The sequence below is a fragment of the Micromonospora sp. WMMA1998 genome, from assembly GCF_027497375.1.
In the GTDB taxonomy this organism is placed as follows: Bacteria; Actinomycetota; Actinomycetes; order Mycobacteriales; family Micromonosporaceae; genus Micromonospora; species Micromonospora sediminicola.
In genome coordinates this window covers 313286-333700 of sequence record NZ_CP114911.1, presented here as the reverse complement: position 1 = coordinate 333700, position 20415 = coordinate 313286, and the positions used below count along the sequence as shown (strand labels likewise).

Below are 20415 nucleotides of genomic sequence, written 5' to 3'. Positions count from 1 at the left end.
CTGCTCGACCCGGGTCGCGGGGAGCCTGCTCAGACATCGTACGGCGGGCGCGGAATGGGGTCCACCATCGCGTCGAAGCCCCGGGGCAGCTGCGCGACGAGGTCCTGGAACTCGCCCACCGTGACCGTCTCCCGCAGCGTCGCGAGCACCGCGCGGGTGCCCACCTCGGCGACCGCCGGGTCCACCGCCGACCGCTCGGCGACCCGGTACAGGAACTCCACCGCCGCGCCGGTCGCGCCGGCACCCTGCGGCGCCGCGAGATAGCCGCCCACGTCGTCCGGCAGCTGCGCGGCCAGGTCACCGGCCTCGTCGGCGGTGATCCGCTCGCCGAGGGTCTGCAGCACCGCCCGGGAGATCGTCGCGGCCTGGTCCGTGGACAACTCGGCCCGACGCGCCACCGCTTCGACGAACAGGGGAAACCGCACGCCACCCTCCCCCCATTTTCGCCGCCGCCACGACCCGATGCCGCCCCGCCGGCCCCGCCGTCTACCCCGCACCCACCCCCACCAAACGACCCCACCCCGCCGCGCGATCTTGCACTAAGGGCCCCGGCAAAAGGGACCGATGCGACGTCTCGCGGGCACCAAGTGCAAGATCGCCGGGGGTGGGTCGGGGGCGGGGGCGGGGCGGGGTCAGCCGCCGATGGGGGCGCCGCGCCACTGCCAGGTGTGGCGGCGGGGGCGGGTGGGCAGCTCCTGGCGGCCCGTGCACCAGCGCAGCGCGGCCCACGGGTCGGTGTCGGCCAGGCCGGGCGCCACCTCCGGGAAGAGCCGCGCGACCACCCGGGAGCAGACCGGGCGCGGCGGGTCGAGCGCGACGCCGAGGCCGGCGGCGATGTCCTCGCCGTGCAGGAGCACCTCGGCCGCGCCCATCGCGGCGAAACCGGCCGGGTCGGCCTGCCCGCTGGGGTGGAACGCGCGCACGCCGGCCGGTGTCCCGCGCACGGCGAACGCGAGCAGCCCGGCCGCGCACGTGACGCACTCGACCAGCTCGTCCGGGCCGGCGTCGGCCTCCACCACGGCGGCGAGGCGCACGTAGCGGTCGACGGGGCGGGAGACCACCTGGGCCGCGTACGACAGCAACGTGTCGGCCAGGTGCTCGACGGTCTGCCGGCAGGTCCACTCCAGCCCGCCGGCCGGGCGGGACCAGTCGGCGCCGGTCACCGACCCGAGCGTCGCCGCCACGGCGGCCGCCGCACGGTCGAGGTCGTCGGCCGTGACCGTCATCGCGCCCTCCCCAGGTCCGTTCACCGCCCCATCCTGCCCGAGGCGTGCCCACGCCGCCGCCCCGCCGGAACCCGATCGTGCCGCCCCGCGCCGGTGGGTAGCATCCGCGCCATGGCTCCCGTCACCCACCCCGGCGCCTGCCCGCTGGACTGCCCCGACACCTGCGTCTGGCAACTCACCGTGTCCGACGGCCGGGCGGTCGCGTTGCGCGGCGACCGCGACCACCCGTTCACCCGGGGCGCGCTGTGCGGCAAGGTCAACCGCTACCTCGACGCGGTCAACGGGCCCGACCGGCTCACCACGCCCTGGGTCCGCACCGGACCGAAGGGGGTCGGGCGGGTGGCGTACCGGCCGGCGAGCTGGGACGAGGCGCTCCAGCGGGTGGCCGCCGGCCTGCGGGCGAGCATCGAACGGGACGGCCCGGAGTCGGTGCTGCCCTACTACTTCGCCGGCACGATGGGTCTGGTGCAGGGCTGGAGCATGGGGCCGCGGCTGTTCGCGTACCTGGGCGCGTCCCGGTTGGACACCACCATCTGCACGGCCGCGGCCCGGGCGGCGCTGCGCTCGCTGCACGGCGGCTCGGTGGGCTTCGAGCCGGAGACGATCGTCGAGGCGAAGCTGATCCTGCTCTGGGGCGCCAACCCGCTCGCCACCAACCTGCACCAGTGGCCGTTCGTGCAGCAGGCGCGCGAGCGCGGCGCGTACGTGGTGACGATCGACCCGCTGCGGACCGACACGGCCGCGCGCAGCGACGAGCACGTGGCGCCGCTGCCGGGCACCGACGCGGCGCTCGCGCTCGGGCTGATGCGGCACGTCCGGGACGTCGGCGCGGCCGACGAGGCGTGGCTGGCCGCGCACACCGTCGGCTGGCCCGAGCTGTCCGCCCGGCTCGACCAGTGGCCGGTGGACCGCGCCGCCGCCGAGTGCGGCCTCCCGGTCGAGGTGGTACGCCGCCTGGGTGACCGCGTCGCCACCACCCGCCCCACCGCCGTCCGCGTCGGGCTCGGCCTGCAGCGGCACCACGGCGCCGGGCAGGCGATCCGGGCGATCTGCGCGCTGCCGCTGGTCACCGGCGACTTCCGCCACCCCGGCGGCGGCTCCCTGGTGACCACCAGCGGGCACCACCCGATCGACGACGAGCGGGTGATCCGGCCCGCCGGCATGCCGGCGCCACCGGCCCGGTCGCTGAACATGAGCCGGCTGGCGGCCGTGCTGACCGGGGAGGCCGACCCGCCGGTGACCTCGCTGGTGGTGTTCGACGCCAACCCCGTCGCGACCGCGCCGGACCAGACCCGGCTGCTCGCCGGCCTGCGCCGCACCGACCTGTTCACCGTGGTGCTGGAGCAGCGGTGGACCGACACCTGCGACCACGCCGACGTGGTGCTGCCGGCCACCATGCAGCCGGAGCACCTGGACCTGCACACCTCCTACGGGCACCACTACACGACGCTGAACCTGCCGGCCACCCGACCGCCCGGTGAGGCGCTGCCGAACACCGAGATCTTCCGGCGGATCGCCGCGGCGCTGGGCATCGACCATCCGGCGTTCCGGGATACCGACGAGGACCTGGCCCGGCAGCTGCTGGCCGGCACCCCGATCGGGTTCGAGGAGTTGCGCGAGCGCACGTACGCCCGGCTCACCGGCGTGCCGGTCGGTTCCGCGCCGTTCGCCGACGGCGGTTTCCCCACCCCGGACGGGCGGGCCCGGTTGCACGACCCGGCGCTGGCCCGGCTCGGCGTGGACCCGCTGCCGGGCTTCACGCCGCCGGCCGAGGCCGCCGACGTCGAGCTGGCCCGCAGGTTCCCGCTGGTGCTGCTCGCCCCGGCCGGCCGGTACCTGATGAACTCGACATTCGCCTCACTGCCCTGGCACGCCCGCCGGACCGGGCCACCGAAGGTGCACCTGCACCCGAGCGACGCGGAGGCGCGCGGGCTGGCCGACGGGGACGCGGTGCGGGTGCGCAACGACCGGGGCGCGTTCCTCGCCGCGGTCGCCGTCGACGAGGCGACCCGGCCGGGGGTGGCGTTCACCTACAAGGCGTACTGGGCGCGGCTGAGTCCCGGTCGGTCCACGGTCAACGCGGTCACCGCGGTCCGCGACACCGACCTGGGTGAGGCGCCGACGTTCCACGACTGCCGGGTCGAGGTCGACCCGGTGCCGGCCGACGTGCTGACCACCGAGCCGCCCGCCGACCAGGCCACCGAGCCGCCCGCCGACGCACCCGTCGACCGGGCCACCGAACCACCCGTCGGTCGGGCGGCCGAGCCGGCGTCGGCCGGCTGAGCCGGCGTCGGCCGGCTGAGCCGGCGTCGGCCGGCTGAGCCGGGACTTCCGGCCCGGTCGTCGGGGTCCGTGCGCCCCTGCTCCCCCGTCCCGCCCGCCCGTAGCGTCGGCGGTGGACACAGGGAGGTCGCCATGCGTACGTGGCAGGTGCAGGACGTGATGACCACCGACGTGGCGTCGGTGCGGGAGGGCACGGCGTACCGGGAGATCGTCGACGTGCTGACCGGCCGGCACGTGACGGCGGTCCCGGTGGTGGACGGCGCCCGCCGGGTGCTCGGGGTGGTCTCCGAGGCGGACCTGATGTACAAGGTGGAGCTGCTGGGGCAGCCGCGTGAGCGGCGCATCCTGCCCGACCGGCACCGCCGGGAGGCGCGGGCGAAGGCGGACGCGACGCTCGCGGCCGACCTGATGACCGCTCCCCCGGTCACCGTGGCGCCGGACGCCACGCTCGTCGAGGCGGCCCGGCTGATGGACGCGCGCGACGTGAAGCGGCTGCCGGTGGTCGACGACCTGGGCCGGCTGCTCGGCATCGTCACCCGCGGCGACCTGCTCAAGGTGCACCTGCGGCCGGACGTCGACATCCGGCGGGACGTGGTCGAGGAGGTGCTGCGACGCACGCTCGGCGTCGGCGACGGCGTGGTGGACGTGACCGTGCACGGCGGCGTGGTGACGCTCACCGGCCAACTCGAGCGCTGGTCCACCGTGCACCTGGCGCTGCGGCTGGCCCGGCAGGTTAGCGGCGTGGTCGAGGTGCTCGACGCGCTCGGCTACGTGATCGACGACGCGCCGATGTCGGCGCTGCGCCTCGGTGGCGGCACCCCGGCCGGCATCGCCTGAGCCCGACCCGGACCGGCGGCGCCGACCCGAGGGGTGACGCCGCCGGGCGTGGGCGCCGAGCCGCCGACGAGGACGCCAGCCGCCGGACCGGCGCTCAGCCGTCGGCCAGGGCGTCCAGCACCAGCGCGGCGGTCCAGCTGAACGCCGGCGAGCCGAGACCGGCGCCGGTGTCCGGGTGGAAGTACTCGTGGCAGCCGGCGGTGTCGACCAGGTCGAGCAGGGACTCGCGCAGCCCGGCGGCCAGGTCGGCGCGGCGGTGCGTCCGCAGCGCCTGCCAGAGCAGCCAGCCGGTGTTCACCCAGCTCGGGCCGCGCCAGTAGCGCAACGGCTCGAAGTCGGGCGCGGTGCGGTCGTAGGTGGGCAGCGGCCGGTCCATCCGGGCGGCCAGCCCGAACCGGGGCGAGCACGCCTCGGCGATCACCGCGCGTACCTGCGGCTGCGGCAGGTCGGGCAGGGCCAGCGGCATCAGCCCGAGCACGGTGCGGGCCGCCACGAGCCGGTCGGTGCGCAGGTCGCGCGGGCGGAACGTGCCGGCGAGCGGGTCCCAGAGCCGGGTGACCAGCGCCTCGGTGATCCGGGCGGCCCGGTCCCGGTGCGGCCCGGGGTCGGCGCCGACGACCGTCGCGATCCGGGCCAGCGCGTACTCGGAGACGCCGAGCGCGGCGTTGACCAGCGGGCACTCCACCAGGAACGGGTGCCGGCCGAGCAGTCCGTCGTCCCGGTAGCGGCCGGCCCGGTAGGCGTCGACCAGCGCGACGTAGCGCGCGTAGTCCAGGTCCGTGGGGCGCTGCGTCGCGGCGGCGTGCGCGGTGTCGTGCCGCCGGTACGCGCGCATCACCGCCTCGTCGGCGGGCACCGCGGCCAGCGGGGCGTCCCAGGCGGGACTGTTGTCCAGCCCGGACTCCCACGGGTGCACGATGGCGGCCAGCCCGCCGCCGCCGACGTCGCGCCGCCCGGTCAGGTAGCGCTGCTGGGCGACCAGCCGGGGGTAGAGCCGGCGCAGCGCGGCCACCGACGCCTCGGACGGGGCACGGCGGTGCACCAGCCACGCGGCCGGGGCGTGCACGGGTGGCTGGACGATGCCGGAGGTGGCCGCGGCCGGGGCGCCGTCGGCGCGGGCCGAGTCCCAGAACTCCGGCCCGGGAAAGTACGCGCCGACGCGCAGCGCGGGGTTGAACACGATGTGCGGCACCCGCCCGTCGACCCACTGGGCGGCGAACAGCGTCCGCAGTTCCCGCCAGGCCCGGTCCGGCCGTACGTGGGCCAGCCCGATCGCGATGAACGCCGAGTCCCAGCTCCACTGGTGCGGGTAGAGCGTGCGCGAGGGCACGGTGTGGTCGTGTTCCCAGTTGGCGTCGAGGGTGGCCAGCGCGAGGCGGCGCAGCCGGGCGTCACGTTCCGCGCCGGCGCGTACCCCGGCCGCCAGGCTGCCGGTCATGCGGCGGCCCGCCGGGGACGGGCCGGGCGCAGCACGGTGGCGGCCTGGCGCAGCGCGGCGACCGGCTCGCCGCGCAGCCGACACTCCAGGGCCAGCCAGCCGGGATAGCCGAGGTCGTCGAGCGTGGCCAGCAGCGCGTCCCAGTCCAGGTGCCCGGCGCCGGGCTGGTGTCGGTTGGAGTCGCTGACCTGCACGTGCCCCAAATAGGGCGCGGCGGCGCGCAGCGCCGCGAGGGGATCGTCCTCCTCGATGTTCATGTGGTAGGTGTCGGCGACCACCCGCACGGCGGGTGACCCGACCGCGCGGCACAGCTCCACCGCCTGGTCGAGGCGGTTGACCATGTGGTCCTCGTACCGGTTGAGCGGTTCGAGGAACAGGGTGACGCCCTCGGCCCGGGCGTGCTCGGCCAGCTCGCCCAGGGCGTCGACGAGGACCTGGCGGTCGCGCTCGGGCGAGCGGGGCGGCTCGAACGGGGGCAGCCGGCGGGAGAACATGCCCCAGGCGGCCGGGGTCATCGCGCCGATACCGCCCAGCTCGGCGATGACGGAGAGCTGGGAGCGCAGGTTGCGCACCGCGTCCCGGGAGCGCTCCGGGTCGAAGTCGCCGATGAAGTGGTCCATCTCGACGCAGACGGTCGGGGTGACGACGCCGGCGGCGCGGGCCCGCCGCAGCTCCGGCAGCCGCCGGGCCAGGGCGAGGTCACCCCGCCCGCGCAGTTCGATGCCCTGGTAGCCGAGGGACACGGCGAGGGCGTACTTCTCGGTCAGGTCGGCGCCGGGGAGCAGCTGCTCCTGGCAGGCCAGGGGGATGTCCATTCAGAACCTCAGCACCACTTGGAGGACGTCACCGTCACCGCGGTCGAGCAACGCCAGGGCGTCGGCCACCGCGCCCGCGTCGACGACGTGGCTCACCAGCGGCAGCGGGTCGACGCTGCCCTCCGCCACCAGGTCCATGAACGTGTGCGCGATCCGGGTTCCGGACCACCGGCCGGCCGTGCCGGGTGCCGGGTCCGGCCCGGAGACCTGGGCGGCCACCAGCTGGATCCGGTTGTGGTGGAACTCCTCGCCGAGTTCCAGCCCGTGGGCGTACCCCTGGTAGAAGCCGGCGGCGACGACGCGGCCGGCGTGCGCGGTGGCCCGGATCGCCTCGTGCAGCGCCGGGTAGGAGCCGGACAGTTCCAGGCAGACGTCGGCGCCCCGGCCGTCGGTCTCCGCGCGCAGCGCGGCGGCGGCCGAGTCGGCGCCGGCGTCGACGACCCGGCGGGCGCCGAGCCGGGTGGCGTGGGCGAGCCGTCCGGGCACCCGGTCGACGGCGACCACCCGCGCGCCGGACAGCACCGCGAGCCGGGTGCCGAGCAGCCCGATCACGCCCTGCCCGAAGACGCCGACCCAGTCGCCGAGGTGCAGGTCGCCGGCGAGCACGGCGGTCAGCGCGATGGCGCCGGGGCGGGCGAAGACGGCGGTGAGCGGGTCGAGGCCGGGGGCGAGCGGGTGCGCCGCGGCGGCGGGGAGCACCGCTTCGGCGCGGTGTCCCCAGATGCCCCAGACGAGTTGGCCGACCCGGCGGTCGGCGACGTCGGGGGCGACCTCGACGATCTCGCCGACCTCCTCGTAACCGAAGCCCACGACCGGGTAGGCGGGCGTGGCCTGCCGGGGCACGAACATCCGGGCGGTGGCGTCCCAGTCCTTGCGGAGACGGGGGTTGCTGCCCCGGTAGAGGGTCAGCTCGGTGCCGGCCGAGATGCCGGAGTAGCAGGTGCGGACGCGGACCTGGCCCGGGCCGAGCCGGTCCGGGGGGCAGGGCTCCAGGCGTACGCGCCGGGGCCCGGCCAGAGAGACAACCCAGTTGCCCATGGCGTCGCTCCGAGGGAAGTGCCGGCCTCGATTCTAACCGAAAAAATGGGCATATGTGATTAGATCGATGAATCGGTGGGTATTGATGCCGCGCCGTGCTCTTTCGAGAGGAGTGCCACCGATGTCATCACCCTCAACACGGCTGCTCGCTTCGAGCCTGATCCTGGCACTGGCCGGGACCGGCGCGACCGCCTGCAGCGACGACGGGCAGAAATCCGACAGTTCCCAGATCACCGTGTGGAGCCTGGAGGACGTGGCGGACCGGGTCAACGCCACCAAGGCGATCATCGCCGACTACACCGCCAAGACCGGCGTCAAGGTCAACCTCGTCACCGTCAACGAGGACCAGTTCCCGTCCCTGATCGCCTCCAGCGCCGCCGCCGGCGACCTGCCCGACGTGGTCGGCTCGGTCTCGCTCGCCGGCGTACGCACCCTCGCCGGCAACGAGCTGCTGGAGCCCGACGCGAACGGCGCCGTCGTCGACGCCCTCGGCCGGGACACCTTCTCCCCCCGCGCGCTGGAGCTGACCAGCGACGACGGCCGGCAGCTCGCCGTGCCCAGCGACGGGTGGGGCCAACTGCTGGTCTACCGCAAGGACCTGTTCGACGCCGCCGGCCTGCCGGCCCCCGACACGTACGAGAAGATCGCCGCCGCGGCGGCGAAGCTGAACACCGGCGGGGTCGCCGGCATCACCGCGGCGACCGCCCCCGGCGACGTGTTCACCCAGCAGACCTTCGAGCACCTCGCGCTGGCCAACAACTGCCAGCTCACCGACGACGCCGGGAAGGTCACGCTGGACTCGCCGGAGTGCGTCGAGGCGTTCCGCTTCTACGGCGACCTGATGCGGAACAACTCGGTCAAGGGCGCCCAGGACGTCGACACGACCCGGGCCACCTACTTCGCCGGCAAGGCGGCCATGCTCATCTGGTCGCCGTTCATCCTCGACGAGCTGGCCGGGCTGCGCAACGACGCCCGGCCCACCTGCCCGCAGTGCCAGTCCGACCCGGCCTGGCTGGCGAAGAACAGCGGTTTCGTCACCGCGATCAAGGGCCCGAACGGCACCGAACCGGCCCAGTACGGCGAGGTCAGCTCCTGGGCGGTGCTCGACGGCGCCGCCGACCCGGCGAAGTCCTTCGTGGAGTACATGCTCTCCGACGGCTACCCGCGCTGGTTCGGCATGTCTCCGGAGGGGCGCTTCCCGGTGCGGACCGGCACGCCGGAGGACAAGCAGAAGTTCCGCACCGCCTGGAACACCAGCCCGGCCGGTGTGGACACCAAGAAGCCGCTTTCCGAGGTCTACGGCGAGGACGTGCTCGCCACCCTGCGGGAGAGCCCGGACACTTTTCAGCGCTGGGGCCTGACCCAGGGCCAGGGCAAGCTGGTCGGGGCCATCCTCGGTGAGCTGCCGGTGCCCAAGGCGCTCGCCGACGTGGTCGGCGGCAAGTCCGACGCCCGGGGCGCGGCGGACCGGGCCAAGAAGGACGTGGACGCCATCGCCAAGGGTGTCAATTGACCACGACCGCGCCGGAGGCCGGCCGCTCCCCCACCCCGGAGCGGCCCCGCCGACCCGGCCGCCGGCCGCTGACCCTGCGCCGCCGCGAGTCCCGCGCCGGGCTCGCGCTGGTCGCGCCGACACTGCTCGTCGTCCTCGCGGTGATCGGCATCCCGATCGTCTGGACCGTGGTGCTGGCCTTCCAACGGGTACGCCTGGCGACGCTGCGCAAGACCGGTCTCTTCGGCGAGTTCACGCTGGACAACATCGACCGGGTGCTGCACACGCCCGGCTTCGCCGACACGCTCTGGACCACGGTGCTCTACAGCGTCGGCGGCACCGTCGGGTCGATCGTGGTCGGCCTGGTGGCGGCGCTGGCCGTCCGCGGGCCGTTCCGCGGTCGCACGCTGGTGCGTGCGTCGATGCTGCTGCCGTACGTGGCGCCGGTGGTCGCCATGACGTTCGTCTGGCAGGTGATGCTCGACCCGCAGCTCGGCATCGTCAACGACTGGGGCCGGCGGTTCCTCGGCTGGGACCAGCCGGTGCCGTTCCTGTCCCAGGAGTCCACCGCGCTGTGGACCGTGATCGCGTTCGAAGCGTGGCGCTACTTCCCGTTCGCGTTCCTGTTCCTGCTGGCCCGGCTCCAGGCCGTACCGGGCGAGCTGGAGGAGGCCGCCCGGGTCGACGGGGCGACACCGACCCAGCGGTTCCGGCACATCCTGCTGCCGCAGCTGATGCCGGTGATCGCGCTGATCGGCGTTCTGCGGTTCATCATGACGTTCAACAAGTTCGACGACGTCTACCTGCTCACCGGCGGCTCGGCCGGCACCGAGGTGGTCAGCGTCCGGGTCTACCAGTTCCTCACCGCCCGCACCGACATCGGCGCGGCCGCCGCCCAGGCGGTCGTGCTGGCCGTGGTGCTGCTCGTGTTCGTGGCCATCTACCTGCGCTTCTTCGGCGCGCGACGGGAGGCGTGATGGATCGCGACCGGATCGAGACGGTCAGCCTGCGCTGGCTGCGCCGGCTGGTGATCGCCGGCTTCCTGGTGGTCACCCTGCTGCCGTTCTGGTACATGCTGGTGCTCTCGGTGCGCCCGATCGAACGGCTGCTGCTCGACCCCGGCTCGCTCTGGGTGCCGTTCGGCGAGCTGACCGTCGCCACGTACGCGGAGGTGTTGAAGTCCGTCGAGAGCGGCGGCCAGGGCTTCCTCACCTTCATCCGCAACAGCGGCCTGGTGGCGCTGGCCGCCACCGCGCTCACCCTGCTAGTCGCCATCCCCGGCGCGTACGCGGTGTCCCGGCTGCGGTTCTTCGGCCGGCGGCAGGTCAGCGCGCTGTTCCTGGCGGTCTACCTGTTCCCGTCGATCGTCATCGCGATCCCGCTGTTCGTGGTGTTCAGCCGGGCCGGGCTGCGCGGGTCGCTGTTCGGGCTGGTGCTGGTCTACATCTCGCAGACGCTGCCGGTGTCGGTCTACATGCTCAAGAACTACTTCGAGACCATCCCGGTCAGTCTGGAGGAGTCGGCGGCGATCGACGGCGCCGGCCGGCTCGGCATCATCCGCCGGGTCAGCCTGCCCCTGGCCGCGCCGTCGGTGATGGCGGTCGCCCTGTACGACTTCATGATCGCCTGGAACGAGTTCCTGTTCGCGCTGCTGTTCATGGTCGACCGGCCGGACCGGTGGACCGTGTCGCTCGGGCTGTCGCTGCTCGCCGACGGCGTGGAGGTGCCCAAGACCGTGCTGATGGCCGGCTCGGTCATCCTCACCCTGCCGATCGTGGTGCTGTTCTTCGCCGGCGAGCGGCTGCTCACCGAGGGACTCACCAGCGGGGCGGAGAAGGGCTGACAGGAACGGGCCCCGCTCAACGGCTTCGGTCGGGGCGGGGCCCCGCTCCACACGTGCCGCACGCACCGGCCGCGAGGTTCATCGCGCTGACCTGAACAAGATCAGTTACCGTGAGGTCATGGCCAAGCCGACCCGCTGGGTGACCGACACCAAGCCCGGCCACTCGCAGTGGTACGTCGACCGGTTCCGCCGCCTCGCCGCCGAGGGGGCGGACCTGGCCGGTGAGGCCCGGCTGGTGGACGCGCTCGTGCCACCGGGGTCGCGGATCCTCGACGCCGGCTGCGGCACGGGCCGGGTCGCCGCCGCGCTGGCCGCCCGGGGCCACACCCTCGTCGGGGTGGACGCCGACCCGACGCTGGTCGAGGCGGCCCGCGCCGACCACCCCGGCCCCCGCTTCCTGGTCGCCGACCTGGCCGAGCTGGACCTGCCCGGGCAGGGTGAACCCGAGCCGTTCGACGCGGCCGTGGTCGCCGGCAACGTGATGACGTTCGTCGCCCCCGGCACCGAGCCCGCCGTGCTGGCCCGGATCGCCGCCCACGTGCGCCCGGACGGCCTGGTGGTGGTCGGGTTCGGCACCGACCGGGGTTACCCGGTCGCCGACCTGGACGCCGACGCGGTGGCCGCCGGGCTGCGCCTGGAACACCGCTTCGCCACCTGGGACCTACGTCCCTGGCGCGACGACGCCGAGTTCGCGGTGACCGTGTTGCGCCGCCCCGCCTGAGTCGCGTGCCCGGTCACGCCGGCGTGGCCACCGCGCGGGCGGCCTCGGGATCGAGCGGGCTGCCCGCCGGCAGCAGGTCGACCAGGCTCGCCGGCAGCCGCACCGGGCGCACCCCGGCGTAGCCGAGCATGCCCGGCACGTCGGCGCCGGTCAGCGCGTACCGCCGGCCCAGGTCGGTCACCACGCAGACCGCGCCGCCGGTCGCGCCCGGCGCGGCCGCCGCCTCCACCAGCGCGCCGCGTCCCGGTTCCACCACGACCTGGTCGGCGAGCCCGTTGCGGCCACCGGCGGTCCGCGCGGCGGCGGCCGGGTCCGGCGCGGTGGCACCGAGGCGCATCTCGCGTACGCCGGTGTCGTCGCCGGCCCGGGCGCAGAGCGCGCCGCCCTCGGACATGGCCAGCCGGGGCGGCACGGCGGGCGGCGCGGCCGGACCGGTGGGCACCAGGTCGGGCAGTTTGGGCAGCGCGGCGAACCGACCCAACGTGATCGGCTCCGGCTCGCCCTGGCCGGTGCGGGCCAGCAGCAGCGCGGCCTGCAACTCGGTGATGCCGGCCAGTCCGCCGCGCCCGGCCACCGCGTACTGCCGGCCGCCGCCGGAGTTGCGGACCAGGTAGACGTCGCCCACCTCGGCGCCGTCGACCCCCTCGGAGGGGGCGCCCAGGTCGCCCACCGGCGGCGGGACCAGGTCGGCGCCGGCCGGCACGGTGTTGAGCAGCGGCGCCGCGACCGGGACGGCCCGTTCCCGGGTGGCGGCCAGCGCGGCCAGCACCCGGTCGGTGTCCCGCAGCAGGTAGCGCCGGTCATGCCAGATCAGGTGCAGCCCGCCGTCCGGGTGGCGGACGAGCAGACCCTGGTCGCCGAGCGGCCGCCCACCGGGGGCGTCCCGGCCGATCAGCAGCGTCGAGCGGGCCTCGGCCCGCCCCGCCTCGACGGTCACCGACGAGCAGAGCGTCCACCCGTCACGGACCAGCCGACCGGCGGCGGGCAGCGAGTCCGGGGCGTCGGCGATGCCGAGCGGCAGGCCGCGCGGCACCCCCTCGATGGCCCGGCGGGTGACCAGCACGGTCTTCGGCCGCTCCGCGCCGATGATGAGCAGCGCCGAGGCGTAGTTGAGGACCGGGTGCAGCTTCTCCTCCCGGTAGACGAACCGGGCGCCGGACTCCTTCTCCACGATCACCGCCGCGGTGTCCCGCCAGGCGCTGCCCCCGCCGGTGAACAGGCCGTAGAGCGCCACCCCGCCGAGCGCGATCGCCGCCACCAGCACACTGGCCAGCCCGGCGCCGGCCAACCGGCGAAACGGCGACCGGGCCGGGTCGGTCTCCCGCATGACCAGCGCGGCGACCGCGCGCTGGACGGCGAACTGGTACGAGTGCAGCTGGTCCTGCCGCGACGCCATCGATTCCCCTCCGCCGGGATCGTCGGCGCACAGGATAAGCGCTGCGTCGATCCCCCGGCGACCCTGCGTGTCTCCCGCCCACGCGGCGTGAGCAGTCGCGCCGGCACCGGCGCGGGAATGGGTACCCCCAGGGGTATGTTGGACGGGATGACGCAAGCGACGACATGGAGGTCGGGATGAGTAGCGTGGCGTTGGGCGCGAGCGGGTTCGCGGAGACCGTCGAGCGGGACGGCATCGTGCTGGTGGACTTCTGGGCCGCCTGGTGCGGCCCGTGCCGGGCCTTCGCCCCGGTGTTCGAGAAGGCCAGCGAGCAGCACCCGGACATCGTCTTCGGCAAGGTGGACACCGAGGCCGAGCAGGCCCTGGCCGCCGCCGCCGGAATCCGGTCGATCCCGACACTGATGGCGTTCCGGGACGGCGTGCTGGTGTTCGCCCAGCCGGGCGCGCTGCCGGCAGCCGGGTTGGAGCAGGTCATCCAGGCCGTGCGCGACCTCGACATGGACGAGGTTCGGGCGAGGGCGAGCTGACCGGGTGGCGACACAGGTACCCCCTGGGGTATGTTCGAGCACAGGAGGTGGTGACATGAAGCTTCGACCCGAGATGACCGGCGACGCGCTGACCCGACTCAAGCGGGCCCGGGGGCAGCTCAACGCCGTGATCGAGATGATGGAGAACGGCGAGGACTGCCGCTCGGCACTGACCCAGCTCGCCGCGGTGTCCAAGGCGATCGACCGGGCCGGGTTCAAGATCATCGCTTCCGGCATGCGCCACTGCGGCACCGCCCGTCAGGCGGGCGAGGAGCCGGAGATGACCGAGGAGGAGCTGGAGAAGCTCTTCCTCTCCCTGGCCTAGCACCGAAAGACGCCCGCTCCGGGCCGCGTGATCGCGTCCCGGGCGGGTAACCCCGTGCCCGGAGACCCGGGCCGGAGTCTGCCCCACGCATACCCCGGGGGGTATGTGTGAGAACGAGAGGAGAACGGCACGTGACTGTCGAGGTGTCCGTCATCGCCACGTCCTCGCTCGGCGACCGCAGCTACCTGGCCTCGGACGGCCGGGTGGCGATCGTGGTCGACCCGCAGCGGGACATCGACCGCGTCCTGCACCTGGCCGGAGCCAAGGGGGTGCGGATCACCCACGTGGTGGAGACCCACATCCACAACGACTACGTGTCCGGCGGGCTGGAGCTGGCCCGGATCACCGGCGCCCACTACCTGGTGGCCGCCGCCGACGAGGTCGGCTTCGACCGGATGCCGGTGGCCGACGGCGACGAGGTGCCGGTGTCGGACGCCCTGCGGCTGCGGGTGGTCGGCACGCCCGGCCACACCTTCCACCACCTCTCGTACGCACTCGACGAGGCGAGCGACGGCGGCTGGACCCCGGTCGGCGTGTTCACCGGCGGGTCCCTGCTGTTCGGCACCACCGGCCGCACCGACCTGCTCGGCCAGCAGCACGCGCACGAGCTGGCCCACCACCAGCACGCCTCCGCCCGCAAGCTGGCCGACCTGCTGCCCGACGGCGCGCAGGTGTGGCCGACGCACGGCTTCGGCAGCTTCTGCTCGGCCAGCCAGGCCGACGCCCCGGAGTCGACCATCGGCCGGGAGAAGGAGGCCAACCCGGTGCTGCGGCTGGCCGCGGACCGGTTCGTCACCGAGACGCTCGCCGGCCTGGACGCCTACCCGGCGTACTACGCCCACATGGGCGTGGCCAACGCCGCCGGGCCGGCGCCGGTCGACCTCACCCCGGTCGCCCGCGCCGACGCCGACGAGCTGCGCCGCCGGATCGCCGCCGGCGAGTGGGTGGTCGACCTGCGACACCGCAAGGCGTACGCGGCCTCGCACCTGGCCGGCACCGTCAGCCTCGGTCTGGACGGGCCGATGTCGACCTGGCTCGGCTGGCTGATCGACTGGGGCGCGCCGATCACCTTCCTGGCCGAGACGCCGGACCAGGTCGCCGACGCACAGCGGGAGCTGGTCCGCATCGGCATCGACCGGCCGGCCGCGCAGGCCACCGGCGAGCCCGAGCGGTGGGCCACCGACCGGTCGGAGCTGCGCGAGCTGACCGTGGCCGACTTCGGCGCCCTGGCCGCCGCGCAGGCCGGGAACACCCCGGCCGACCTGCCCGCCCCGCAGGTCGTCCTCGACGTGCGGATGACCAACGAATGGAAGGCCGGGCACATCGACGGGGCGGTGCACGTCCCGCTGCCCGACCTGCCGACGCGGCTCGCCGACGTGCCCGCCGGCACGGTCTGGGTGCACTGCGGCTCCGGTTACCGGGCCACCGCCGCCGCGTCCCTGCTGGCCAACGGCGGCCGCGACGTCGTGCTGATCGACGACATGTTCGGCCAGGCCGAGGCGGCCGGCGTCCGCATGGCGCCCACCACCTGACCCTCCCCACCCGCACCCGGCCGGCGCGCACGCGCCGGCCGGCGATGACCCCTGCCCACGAAGGAGAAAGAACATGACCACCACGACCCCCTCGACCGTCGACGCGGTCACTTTGCGCGAGCTGATCGCCGCCGGGCGCGCGCCCCGGCTGCTGGACGTTCGCACCCCCGGCGAATTCGAGGCCGCGCACGTCCCCGGCGCCTACAACGTGCCGTTGGACCTGCTCAAGGAGCACCGCGAGGAACTGCGCAACCACCTGGACGAGGACGTGGTGCTGATCTGCCGGTCCGGCGCCCGCGCCACCCAGGCGGAACAGGCGCTCGCCACCGTCGGCCTGCCCAACCTCAAGGTCCTCGACGGCGGCATGCTGGCCTGGCAGGCCGCGAACGCCCCGGTCAACCAGGGCCGGCCGCGCTGGGACCTGGAGCGCCAGGTCCGCCTCGTCGCCGGTTCGATCGTGCTCGCCAGCGTGGTCGCCTCGGTCTTCGTGCCGGGCCTGAAGTGGGTCGCCGGCTTCGTCGGGGCGGGCCTGACCTTCGCGGCCGTCTCGAACACCTGCGCGATGGGCATGCTGCTGAGCAAGCTGCCGTACAACCGGGGCGCCAGCTGCGACCTGGACAGCGTCGTCGGCCAGCTGAGCGACCCCGGGCGGCGGTCGTGAGCGCCGCGCTGGTGCTGACCGTGGCGGGCGCGGTGCTGATCGGGGTGAGCCTCGGTCTGCTCGGCGGCGGCGGGTCGATCCTCGCCGTGCCGCTGCTGGTCTACGTCGCCGACCTTCCGCCCAAGGAGGCCATCGCCACCTCGCTGCTCGTCGTGGGGGCCACCAGCGCGGTCGGTGTGCTGCCGCACGCCCGCGCCCACCGGGTGCGCTGGCGCACCGGGCTGATCTTCGGCCTGGCCGGCATGACCGGCGCGTACGCCGGCGGTCGGCTGGCCGAGTTCATCCCGGCGAGCGTCCTGCTCACCGCGTTCGCGCTGATGATGCTCGCCACCGCGGCCGCGATGATCCGCGGCCGGCGCTCCGCCGAGGGGCGGCCGACGCCGCACGAGCTGCCGGTGCTGCGGGTGGTCCTCGACGGCGTGGTGGTCGGTCTGGTCACCGGCCTGGTCGGCGCGGGCGGCGGCTTCCTGGTGGTGCCCGCCCTGGCCCTGCTCGGCGGCCTGCCGATGCCGGTCGCGGTCGGCACGTCGCTGGTGGTCATCGCGATGAAGTCGTTCGCCGGCCTGGCCGGCTACCTCTCCAGCGTGCAGATCAACTGGGGTCTGGCCGCCGCCGTCACCGCCGCCGCGATCGTCGGCAGCCTTCTCGGTGGCCGGCTCGCCGGCCGGATCCCGGCCGACGTGCTGCGCAAGTCGTTCGGCTGGTTCGTCGTGGTGATGGGCGTCTTCGTCCTGGCGCAGCAGCTTCCCCCGGCGTGGGGACTCGCGGTGGGAGCGCTTGCCGCTGCCGGTACGGTCAGCTTGGTGGTGTGGGGCCGCCGAAGGAGGGGACACAGTGGACAGCAGCGCCTGGGACAGCCGGTACGCCAACACGCCCGGACTGGTGTGGAGCGCTGAGCCCAACCGGTTCGTGGTCGAGGCGGTCGCCGGTCTGACACCCGGCGCGGCGCTGGACGTCGCCGCCGGCGAGGGGCGCAACGCGGTCTGGCTGGCCGGTCAGGGCTGGCGGGTCAACGCGGTGGACTTCTCGACCGTGGCCGTCGACCGCGGGCGCGAGCTGGCCGCCGCGCGGGGCGTCTCGGTCGACTGGCGGGTCGCCGACGTGACCGCGTACCGGCCGGTGCCGAACAGCTACGACCTGGTGCTGATCAGCTACCTGCACCTGCCCGCCGCCGACTTCGCGGGCGTGCTCGGCGCGGCGCGCTCGGCGCTGCGCCCCGGCGGCACGCTCGTGGTGGTCGGGCACGACCTGGCCAACCTCTCCGGCGGCACCGGCGGCCCGCAGGACGCGAGCGTGCTGCTCACCCCGGAGGCGGTGGTCGACGGGCTGGCCGGGCTGCGCATCCAGCGCGCCGAGACGGCCCGCCGGCCGGTGCCGACCAGCGACGGCGGCAGCGTGGACGCGTTGGACACCGTGGTGGTGGCGACCCGTCCCGCCGACTGAGGCGCCGCAGCGGTCGTTCCCCCAGGCCGGGCCCGGGTCGACCGGTAACATCCGGTGACGGAACGGCGGAGAGGACACCGGGTGGGCGCGCGCTTCGAGGAACTGGCCTGGCGGGAGACGCCGATCGGGGCGATCAGTCTGCGCCGGCGCCGTGACCCGGCGCTGGACGCCGAGGTGTACGAGGTCAAGCTCGACGACGAGTACCTCATGTCCAGCGCGTTCCCGGTCGCCGAGATCGAGCTGGCCCGGCTGGGGCTGGCCCCGCTCACCGGCGAGGCGCTCGACGTGGTGGTCGGCGGGCTCGGCCTCGGCTACACCGCGCGTACCGCGCTGGAGGACCCGCGGGTGCGCTCGATGCTGGTGGTCGAGGCGATCGAGGACGTGATCGACTGGCACCGCCGGGACCTGCTGCCGTTCGCCGCCGGTCTGGCCGCGGACCCGCGTACCCGGTTCGTCCGGACGGATTTCTTCGCCGCGGTCGCCGACGGCGGCCTCGACCCGGACGAGCCGGGGCGACGTTTCCACGCCGTGCTGCTGGACGTGGACCACTCCCCCCGCCAGGTGCTGCATCCCAGCCACGCGCCGTTCTACACGACCGAGGGGCTGCGCCGGCTGGCGGCGCTGCTGCACCCGGAGGGCGTCTTCGCGCTCTGGTCGAACGACCCGCCCGACCCGGCGTTCCAGCGCACGCTGACCGAGGTGTTCCCGACCTCGGTGGCGCACGTCGTCCGGTTCCCCAACCCGTTGCAGGGCCGGGAGGCGGCGAACACCGTCTACGTCGCCCGGCGGTGATCCCGGGCGCGGCGGCATGGCCGCCCGCGCAGCGGGAAAGCGCACGGCCCACCGTACGACGGGAGGCTGGAACATGCGCGCGTTGCTCTGGGTGGTCGGCGTGGTCGCCGGTGTGCTCATCCTGCTCGGGCTGCTGCTGGAGGCGGTCCGCTGGCTCATCGTCATCGGCGTGATCGCGCTCGCCGCGGTCATCATCTTCGCGATCGTGAAGACCCGGCGGGTGGTGAGTCACCACTCGACGAGCCGCCGTTGAGGCCGGTGTGACCAACCCGGCAACCTACGTCAGCGTAGGTTACCGGGTGGTTAAGTTAGGCTGGGCCGGTCATCCGCGCAGCGAGGAGAGACGGCGATGGACGCGACCGACCGGCGACCCTGGACCCGCAGCTACGCGCCGGGGGTGCCGGCCGAGGTCCCGGAGCCGGACGGCTCGCTGGTCGACCTGCTCACCGACGCGGCCCGTCGCTTCGGGCCCCGGGTGGCGCTGGACTTCTACGGCGCCACCACCACCTTCACCGAGCTGGCCGACCAGGTCGCCCGCGCCGCCGAGGCGCTGCGCCGGCTCGGCGTCGGCCCCGGTGACCGGGTCGCCCTGGTGCTGCCGAACTGCCCGCAGCACGTGGTCGCCTTCTACGCGGTGCTGCGCCTGGGCGCGGTGGTCGTCGAGCACAACCCGCTCTACACCGCCGACGAGCTGGACCGGCAACTCACCGACCACGGCGCCCGGGTGGCGGTCGTCTGGGACAAGGTCGCGCCGCTGGTGGCGGGACGGGGCGCCGTGCGTACCGTCGTCGCGGTCGACCTGACTTCGGCGCTGCCCCGGCTCAAGCGGTGGGCGCTGCGGCTGCCGCTGCCCAAGGTCCGCGCCGCCCGCGCCGCGATGACCGCCCCCGCGCCCGGCGCGGCGGCCTGGTCGGAGCTGGTCGCCGCCGCCGGGCCGCTACCGCCCGCGAACCCCGGCCCGGGGGCCGGCGACGTGGCGCTGCTCCAGTACACCGGCGGCACCACCGGCGTGCCCAAAGGCGCCGTGCTGACCCACCGCAACCTGCGCGCCAACGCCGCGCAGGGCCGGGCCTGGGTGCCCGGGCTGCGCGACGGCGCGGAGACCGTCTACGCGGTGCTGCCGCTCTTCCACGCCTACGGCCTGACGCTCTGCCTCACCTTCGCCGTCGGCATCGGGGCGACACTGGTGCTGTTCCCCCGCTTCGACCCCGACCAGGTACTCGACGCGACCCGCCGACGCCCGCCGACCTTCCTGCCCGCCGTGCCGCCGGTCTACGCGCGGCTGGCCACCGCCGCCCGCGAGCGCGGCGTCGACCTCACCTCGATCCGGTACGCCATCTCCGGCGCGATGGCGCTGCCACCGGCCACTGTGGACCTGTGGGAGCAGGTGACCGGCGGCCTGCTGGTCGAGGGCTACGGGATGACCGAGACGTCCCCGATCACGCTGGGCAACCCGGTCGCGCCGACCCGCCGGCCGGGCACGGTCGGGGTGCCGTTCCCCTCCACCGACGTCCGCATCGTCGACCCCGAGGACCCGGCCCGCGACCGCGCCCCCGGTGAGGCCGGGGAGCTGCTGGTCCGCGGGCCGCAGGTGTTCGCCGGCTACTGGAACCGGCCCGAGGAGACGGCGAAGGTGCTGCTGCCCGGCGGGTGGCTGCGCACCGGCGACATCGTCACCATGGACGCCGACGGCTTCGTCACCGTGGTCGACCGGATCAAGGAACTGATCATCACCGGCGGCTTCAACGTCTACCCGTCGGAGGTGGAGGAGGCGTTGCGCCGCATCCCCTGCGTCCGCGAGGCCGCCGCCGTGGGCCTGCCCACCGCCGACGGCGAGGAGGTCGTCGCGGCGGTGGTGCTCGACGCCGCCGTGGGCGGCACCCCGGAGTCGATCCGGACCGCCTGCCGCACCCACCTGGCCGGGTACAAGGTGCCCCGCCGGGTCGTGGTGGTGGAGGACCTGCCCCGCTCGCAGATCGGCAAGATCCTGCGCCGCGAGGTCCGCGACCAGCTCCTCGCCGACGGCTGACCCGGGCACCGCGGCGG

The 20415-nt window shown here is 74.7% G+C and carries 21 protein-coding genes; 15 read left to right on the top strand and 6 right to left on the bottom strand.

Annotation, left to right across the window (positions count from 1 at the left end; translation table 11 throughout):
• Window positions 1-29: 29 nt before the first annotated feature.
• Both O7600_RS01620 and O7600_RS01615 read right to left on the bottom strand, forming a co-directional pair.
• The gene (locus O7600_RS01620; protein WP_281591944.1) at window positions 30-425 is read right to left on the bottom strand and encodes a DUF2267 domain-containing protein; all 396 of its coding nucleotides are present in this window, start codon (window positions 423-425) and stop codon (window positions 30-32) included.
• Window positions 426-632: 207 nt separating this feature from the next.
• Window positions 633-1226, bottom strand: coding sequence for a maleylpyruvate isomerase N-terminal domain-containing protein (locus O7600_RS01615; protein ID WP_281591943.1), 594 nt, complete (start codon window positions 1224-1226; stop codon window positions 633-635).
• A gap of 111 nt (window positions 1227-1337) precedes the next feature.
• On the opposite strand from O7600_RS01615, the gene O7600_RS01610 reads away from it, so the two are divergent.
• Window positions 1338-3509 (top strand): molybdopterin-dependent oxidoreductase, encoded by a 2172-nt coding sequence (locus O7600_RS01610; RefSeq protein WP_281591942.1) that lies wholly within the window; start codon window positions 1338-1340, stop codon window positions 3507-3509.
• A gap of 132 nt (window positions 3510-3641) precedes the next feature.
• On the top strand, window positions 3642-4346 hold the full coding sequence (locus O7600_RS01605; RefSeq protein ID WP_281591941.1) for a CBS domain-containing protein: 705 nt from the start codon (window positions 3642-3644) through the stop codon (window positions 4344-4346).
• 94 nt (window positions 4347-4440) lie between these two features.
• Here O7600_RS01605 and O7600_RS01600 read toward each other — a convergent pair whose 3' ends face one another.
• The 3 genes from O7600_RS01600 to O7600_RS01590 are packed head-to-tail and all read right to left on the bottom strand — an operon-like array spanning window position 4441 to window position 7637.
• Complete coding sequence (locus O7600_RS01600) at window positions 4441-5784, bottom strand: hypothetical protein (protein WP_281591940.1); 1344 nt, start codon at window positions 5782-5784, stop codon at window positions 4441-4443.
• Window positions 5781-6599, bottom strand: a complete 819-nt coding sequence (locus O7600_RS01595) for a sugar phosphate isomerase/epimerase family protein (protein WP_281591939.1) — start codon at window positions 6597-6599, stop codon at window positions 5781-5783. Before O7600_RS01595 ends, O7600_RS01600 begins: the two co-directional genes overlap by 4 nt.
• Window positions 6600-7637 carry a zinc-binding dehydrogenase gene (locus tag O7600_RS01590; RefSeq protein ID WP_099161339.1) on the bottom strand — a complete coding sequence of 346 codons (1038 nt, stop codon included), beginning with the start codon at window positions 7635-7637 and terminating at the stop codon, window positions 6600-6602. It abuts the gene before it with no gap.
• A gap of 121 nt (window positions 7638-7758) precedes the next feature.
• Between O7600_RS01590 and O7600_RS01585 the strand changes: the two genes are divergently transcribed.
• The 4 genes from O7600_RS01585 to O7600_RS01570 all read left to right on the top strand — a co-directional run bounded on the left by O7600_RS01585 (window position 7759) and on the right by O7600_RS01570 (window position 11693).
• Complete coding sequence (locus O7600_RS01585) at window positions 7759-9150, top strand: extracellular solute-binding protein (RefSeq protein WP_281591938.1); 1392 nt, start codon at window positions 7759-7761, stop codon at window positions 9148-9150.
• Window positions 9147-10106, top strand: a complete 960-nt coding sequence (locus O7600_RS01580; protein ID WP_281591937.1) for a sugar ABC transporter permease — start codon at window positions 9147-9149, stop codon at window positions 10104-10106. The genes O7600_RS01585 and O7600_RS01580 overlap by 4 nt, the downstream gene beginning before the upstream one ends.
• Window positions 10106-10972 carry a carbohydrate ABC transporter permease gene (locus tag O7600_RS01575; protein ID WP_281591936.1) on the top strand — a complete coding sequence of 289 codons (867 nt, stop codon included), beginning with the start codon at window positions 10106-10108 and terminating at the stop codon, window positions 10970-10972. Before O7600_RS01580 ends, O7600_RS01575 begins: the two co-directional genes overlap by 1 nt.
• A 118-nt stretch (window positions 10973-11090) precedes the next feature.
• A complete protein-coding gene (locus tag O7600_RS01570; protein ID WP_281591935.1) occupies window positions 11091-11693 on the top strand; it encodes a class I SAM-dependent methyltransferase in 603 nt (200 codons plus the stop codon).
• A gap of 13 nt (window positions 11694-11706) precedes the next feature.
• Here O7600_RS01570 and eccB read toward each other — a convergent pair whose 3' ends face one another.
• Window positions 11707-13089, bottom strand: coding sequence for a type VII secretion protein EccB (gene eccB, locus O7600_RS01565; RefSeq protein ID WP_281591934.1), 1383 nt, complete (start codon window positions 13087-13089; stop codon window positions 11707-11709).
• A 176-nt stretch (window positions 13090-13265) separates the two neighbouring features.
• Here eccB and trxA point away from each other — a divergent pair, with 176 nt between their 5' ends.
• The 9 genes from trxA to O7600_RS01520 all read left to right on the top strand — a co-directional run bounded on the left by trxA (window position 13266) and on the right by O7600_RS01520 (window position 20398).
• Window positions 13266-13616 carry a thioredoxin gene (trxA, locus tag O7600_RS01560; protein WP_281591933.1) on the top strand — a complete coding sequence of 117 codons (351 nt, stop codon included), beginning with the start codon at window positions 13266-13268 and terminating at the stop codon, window positions 13614-13616.
• A gap of 55 nt (window positions 13617-13671) precedes the next feature.
• Window positions 13672-13941 (top strand): metal-sensitive transcriptional regulator, encoded by a 270-nt coding sequence (locus O7600_RS01555; RefSeq protein ID WP_281591932.1) that lies wholly within the window; start codon window positions 13672-13674, stop codon window positions 13939-13941.
• 131 nt (window positions 13942-14072) lie between these two features.
• Window positions 14073-15473, top strand: a complete 1401-nt coding sequence (locus tag O7600_RS01550) for an MBL fold metallo-hydrolase (protein ID WP_281591931.1) — start codon at window positions 14073-14075, stop codon at window positions 15471-15473.
• A 73-nt stretch (window positions 15474-15546) separates the two neighbouring features.
• Window positions 15547-16134, top strand: coding sequence for a rhodanese-like domain-containing protein (locus O7600_RS01545; RefSeq protein WP_281591930.1), 588 nt, complete (start codon window positions 15547-15549; stop codon window positions 16132-16134).
• Window positions 16131-17030, top strand: coding sequence for a sulfite exporter TauE/SafE family protein (locus tag O7600_RS01540; protein ID WP_281591929.1), 900 nt, complete (start codon window positions 16131-16133; stop codon window positions 17028-17030). Before O7600_RS01545 ends, O7600_RS01540 begins: the two co-directional genes overlap by 4 nt.
• Entirely contained in the window at window positions 16969-17577 is a 609-nt protein-coding gene (locus O7600_RS01535) for a class I SAM-dependent methyltransferase (protein ID WP_281591928.1), read from the top strand. The genes O7600_RS01540 and O7600_RS01535 overlap by 62 nt, the downstream gene beginning before the upstream one ends.
• Before the next feature lie 81 nt (window positions 17578-17658).
• Window positions 17659-18369 carry a spermidine synthase gene (locus O7600_RS01530; protein ID WP_281591927.1) on the top strand — a complete coding sequence of 237 codons (711 nt, stop codon included), beginning with the start codon at window positions 17659-17661 and terminating at the stop codon, window positions 18367-18369.
• A 73-nt stretch (window positions 18370-18442) separates the two neighbouring features.
• Complete coding sequence (locus O7600_RS01525; RefSeq protein ID WP_281591926.1) at window positions 18443-18622, top strand: hypothetical protein; 180 nt, start codon at window positions 18443-18445, stop codon at window positions 18620-18622.
• Between the two features lie 96 nt (window positions 18623-18718).
• Window positions 18719-20398 (top strand): long-chain-fatty-acid--CoA ligase, encoded by a 1680-nt coding sequence (locus tag O7600_RS01520; protein WP_281591925.1) that lies wholly within the window; start codon window positions 18719-18721, stop codon window positions 20396-20398.
• Window positions 20399-20415: the final 17 nt, after the last annotated feature.

Excerpts from the sequence above, each read along its gene's own strand:
- O7600_RS01615 (WP_281591943.1), bottom strand. The coding sequence starts at position 1,226 with ATGACGGTCACGGCCGACGACCTCGACCGTGCGGCGGCCGCCGTGGCG.
- O7600_RS01610 (WP_281591942.1), top strand. The coding sequence starts at position 1,338 with ATGGCTCCCGTCACCCACCCCGGCGCCTGCCCGCTGGACTGCCCCGAC.
- O7600_RS01605 (WP_281591941.1), top strand. The coding sequence starts at position 3,642 with ATGCGTACGTGGCAGGTGCAGGACGTGATGACCACCGACGTGGCGTCG.
- O7600_RS01600 (WP_281591940.1), bottom strand. The coding sequence starts at position 5,784 with ATGACCGGCAGCCTGGCGGCCGGGGTACGCGCCGGCGCGGAACGTGAC.
- O7600_RS01595 (WP_281591939.1), bottom strand. The coding sequence starts at position 6,599 with ATGGACATCCCCCTGGCCTGCCAGGAGCAGCTGCTCCCCGGCGCCGAC.
- O7600_RS01590 (WP_099161339.1), bottom strand. The coding sequence starts at position 7,637 with ATGGGCAACTGGGTTGTCTCTCTGGCCGGGCCCCGGCGCGTACGCCTG.
- O7600_RS01585 (WP_281591938.1), top strand. The coding sequence starts at position 7,759 with ATGTCATCACCCTCAACACGGCTGCTCGCTTCGAGCCTGATCCTGGCA.
- O7600_RS01575 (WP_281591936.1), top strand. The coding sequence starts at position 10,106 with ATGGATCGCGACCGGATCGAGACGGTCAGCCTGCGCTGGCTGCGCCGG.
- O7600_RS01570 (WP_281591935.1), top strand. The coding sequence starts at position 11,091 with ATGGCCAAGCCGACCCGCTGGGTGACCGACACCAAGCCCGGCCACTCG.
- eccB (WP_281591934.1), bottom strand. The coding sequence starts at position 13,089 with ATGGCGTCGCGGCAGGACCAGCTGCACTCGTACCAGTTCGCCGTCCAG.
- trxA (WP_281591933.1), top strand. The coding sequence starts at position 13,266 with ATGAGTAGCGTGGCGTTGGGCGCGAGCGGGTTCGCGGAGACCGTCGAG.
- O7600_RS01555 (WP_281591932.1), top strand. The coding sequence starts at position 13,672 with ATGAAGCTTCGACCCGAGATGACCGGCGACGCGCTGACCCGACTCAAG.
- O7600_RS01545 (WP_281591930.1), top strand. The coding sequence starts at position 15,547 with ATGACCACCACGACCCCCTCGACCGTCGACGCGGTCACTTTGCGCGAG.
- O7600_RS01525 (WP_281591926.1), top strand. The coding sequence starts at position 18,443 with ATGCGCGCGTTGCTCTGGGTGGTCGGCGTGGTCGCCGGTGTGCTCATC.
- O7600_RS01520 (WP_281591925.1), top strand. The coding sequence starts at position 18,719 with ATGGACGCGACCGACCGGCGACCCTGGACCCGCAGCTACGCGCCGGGG.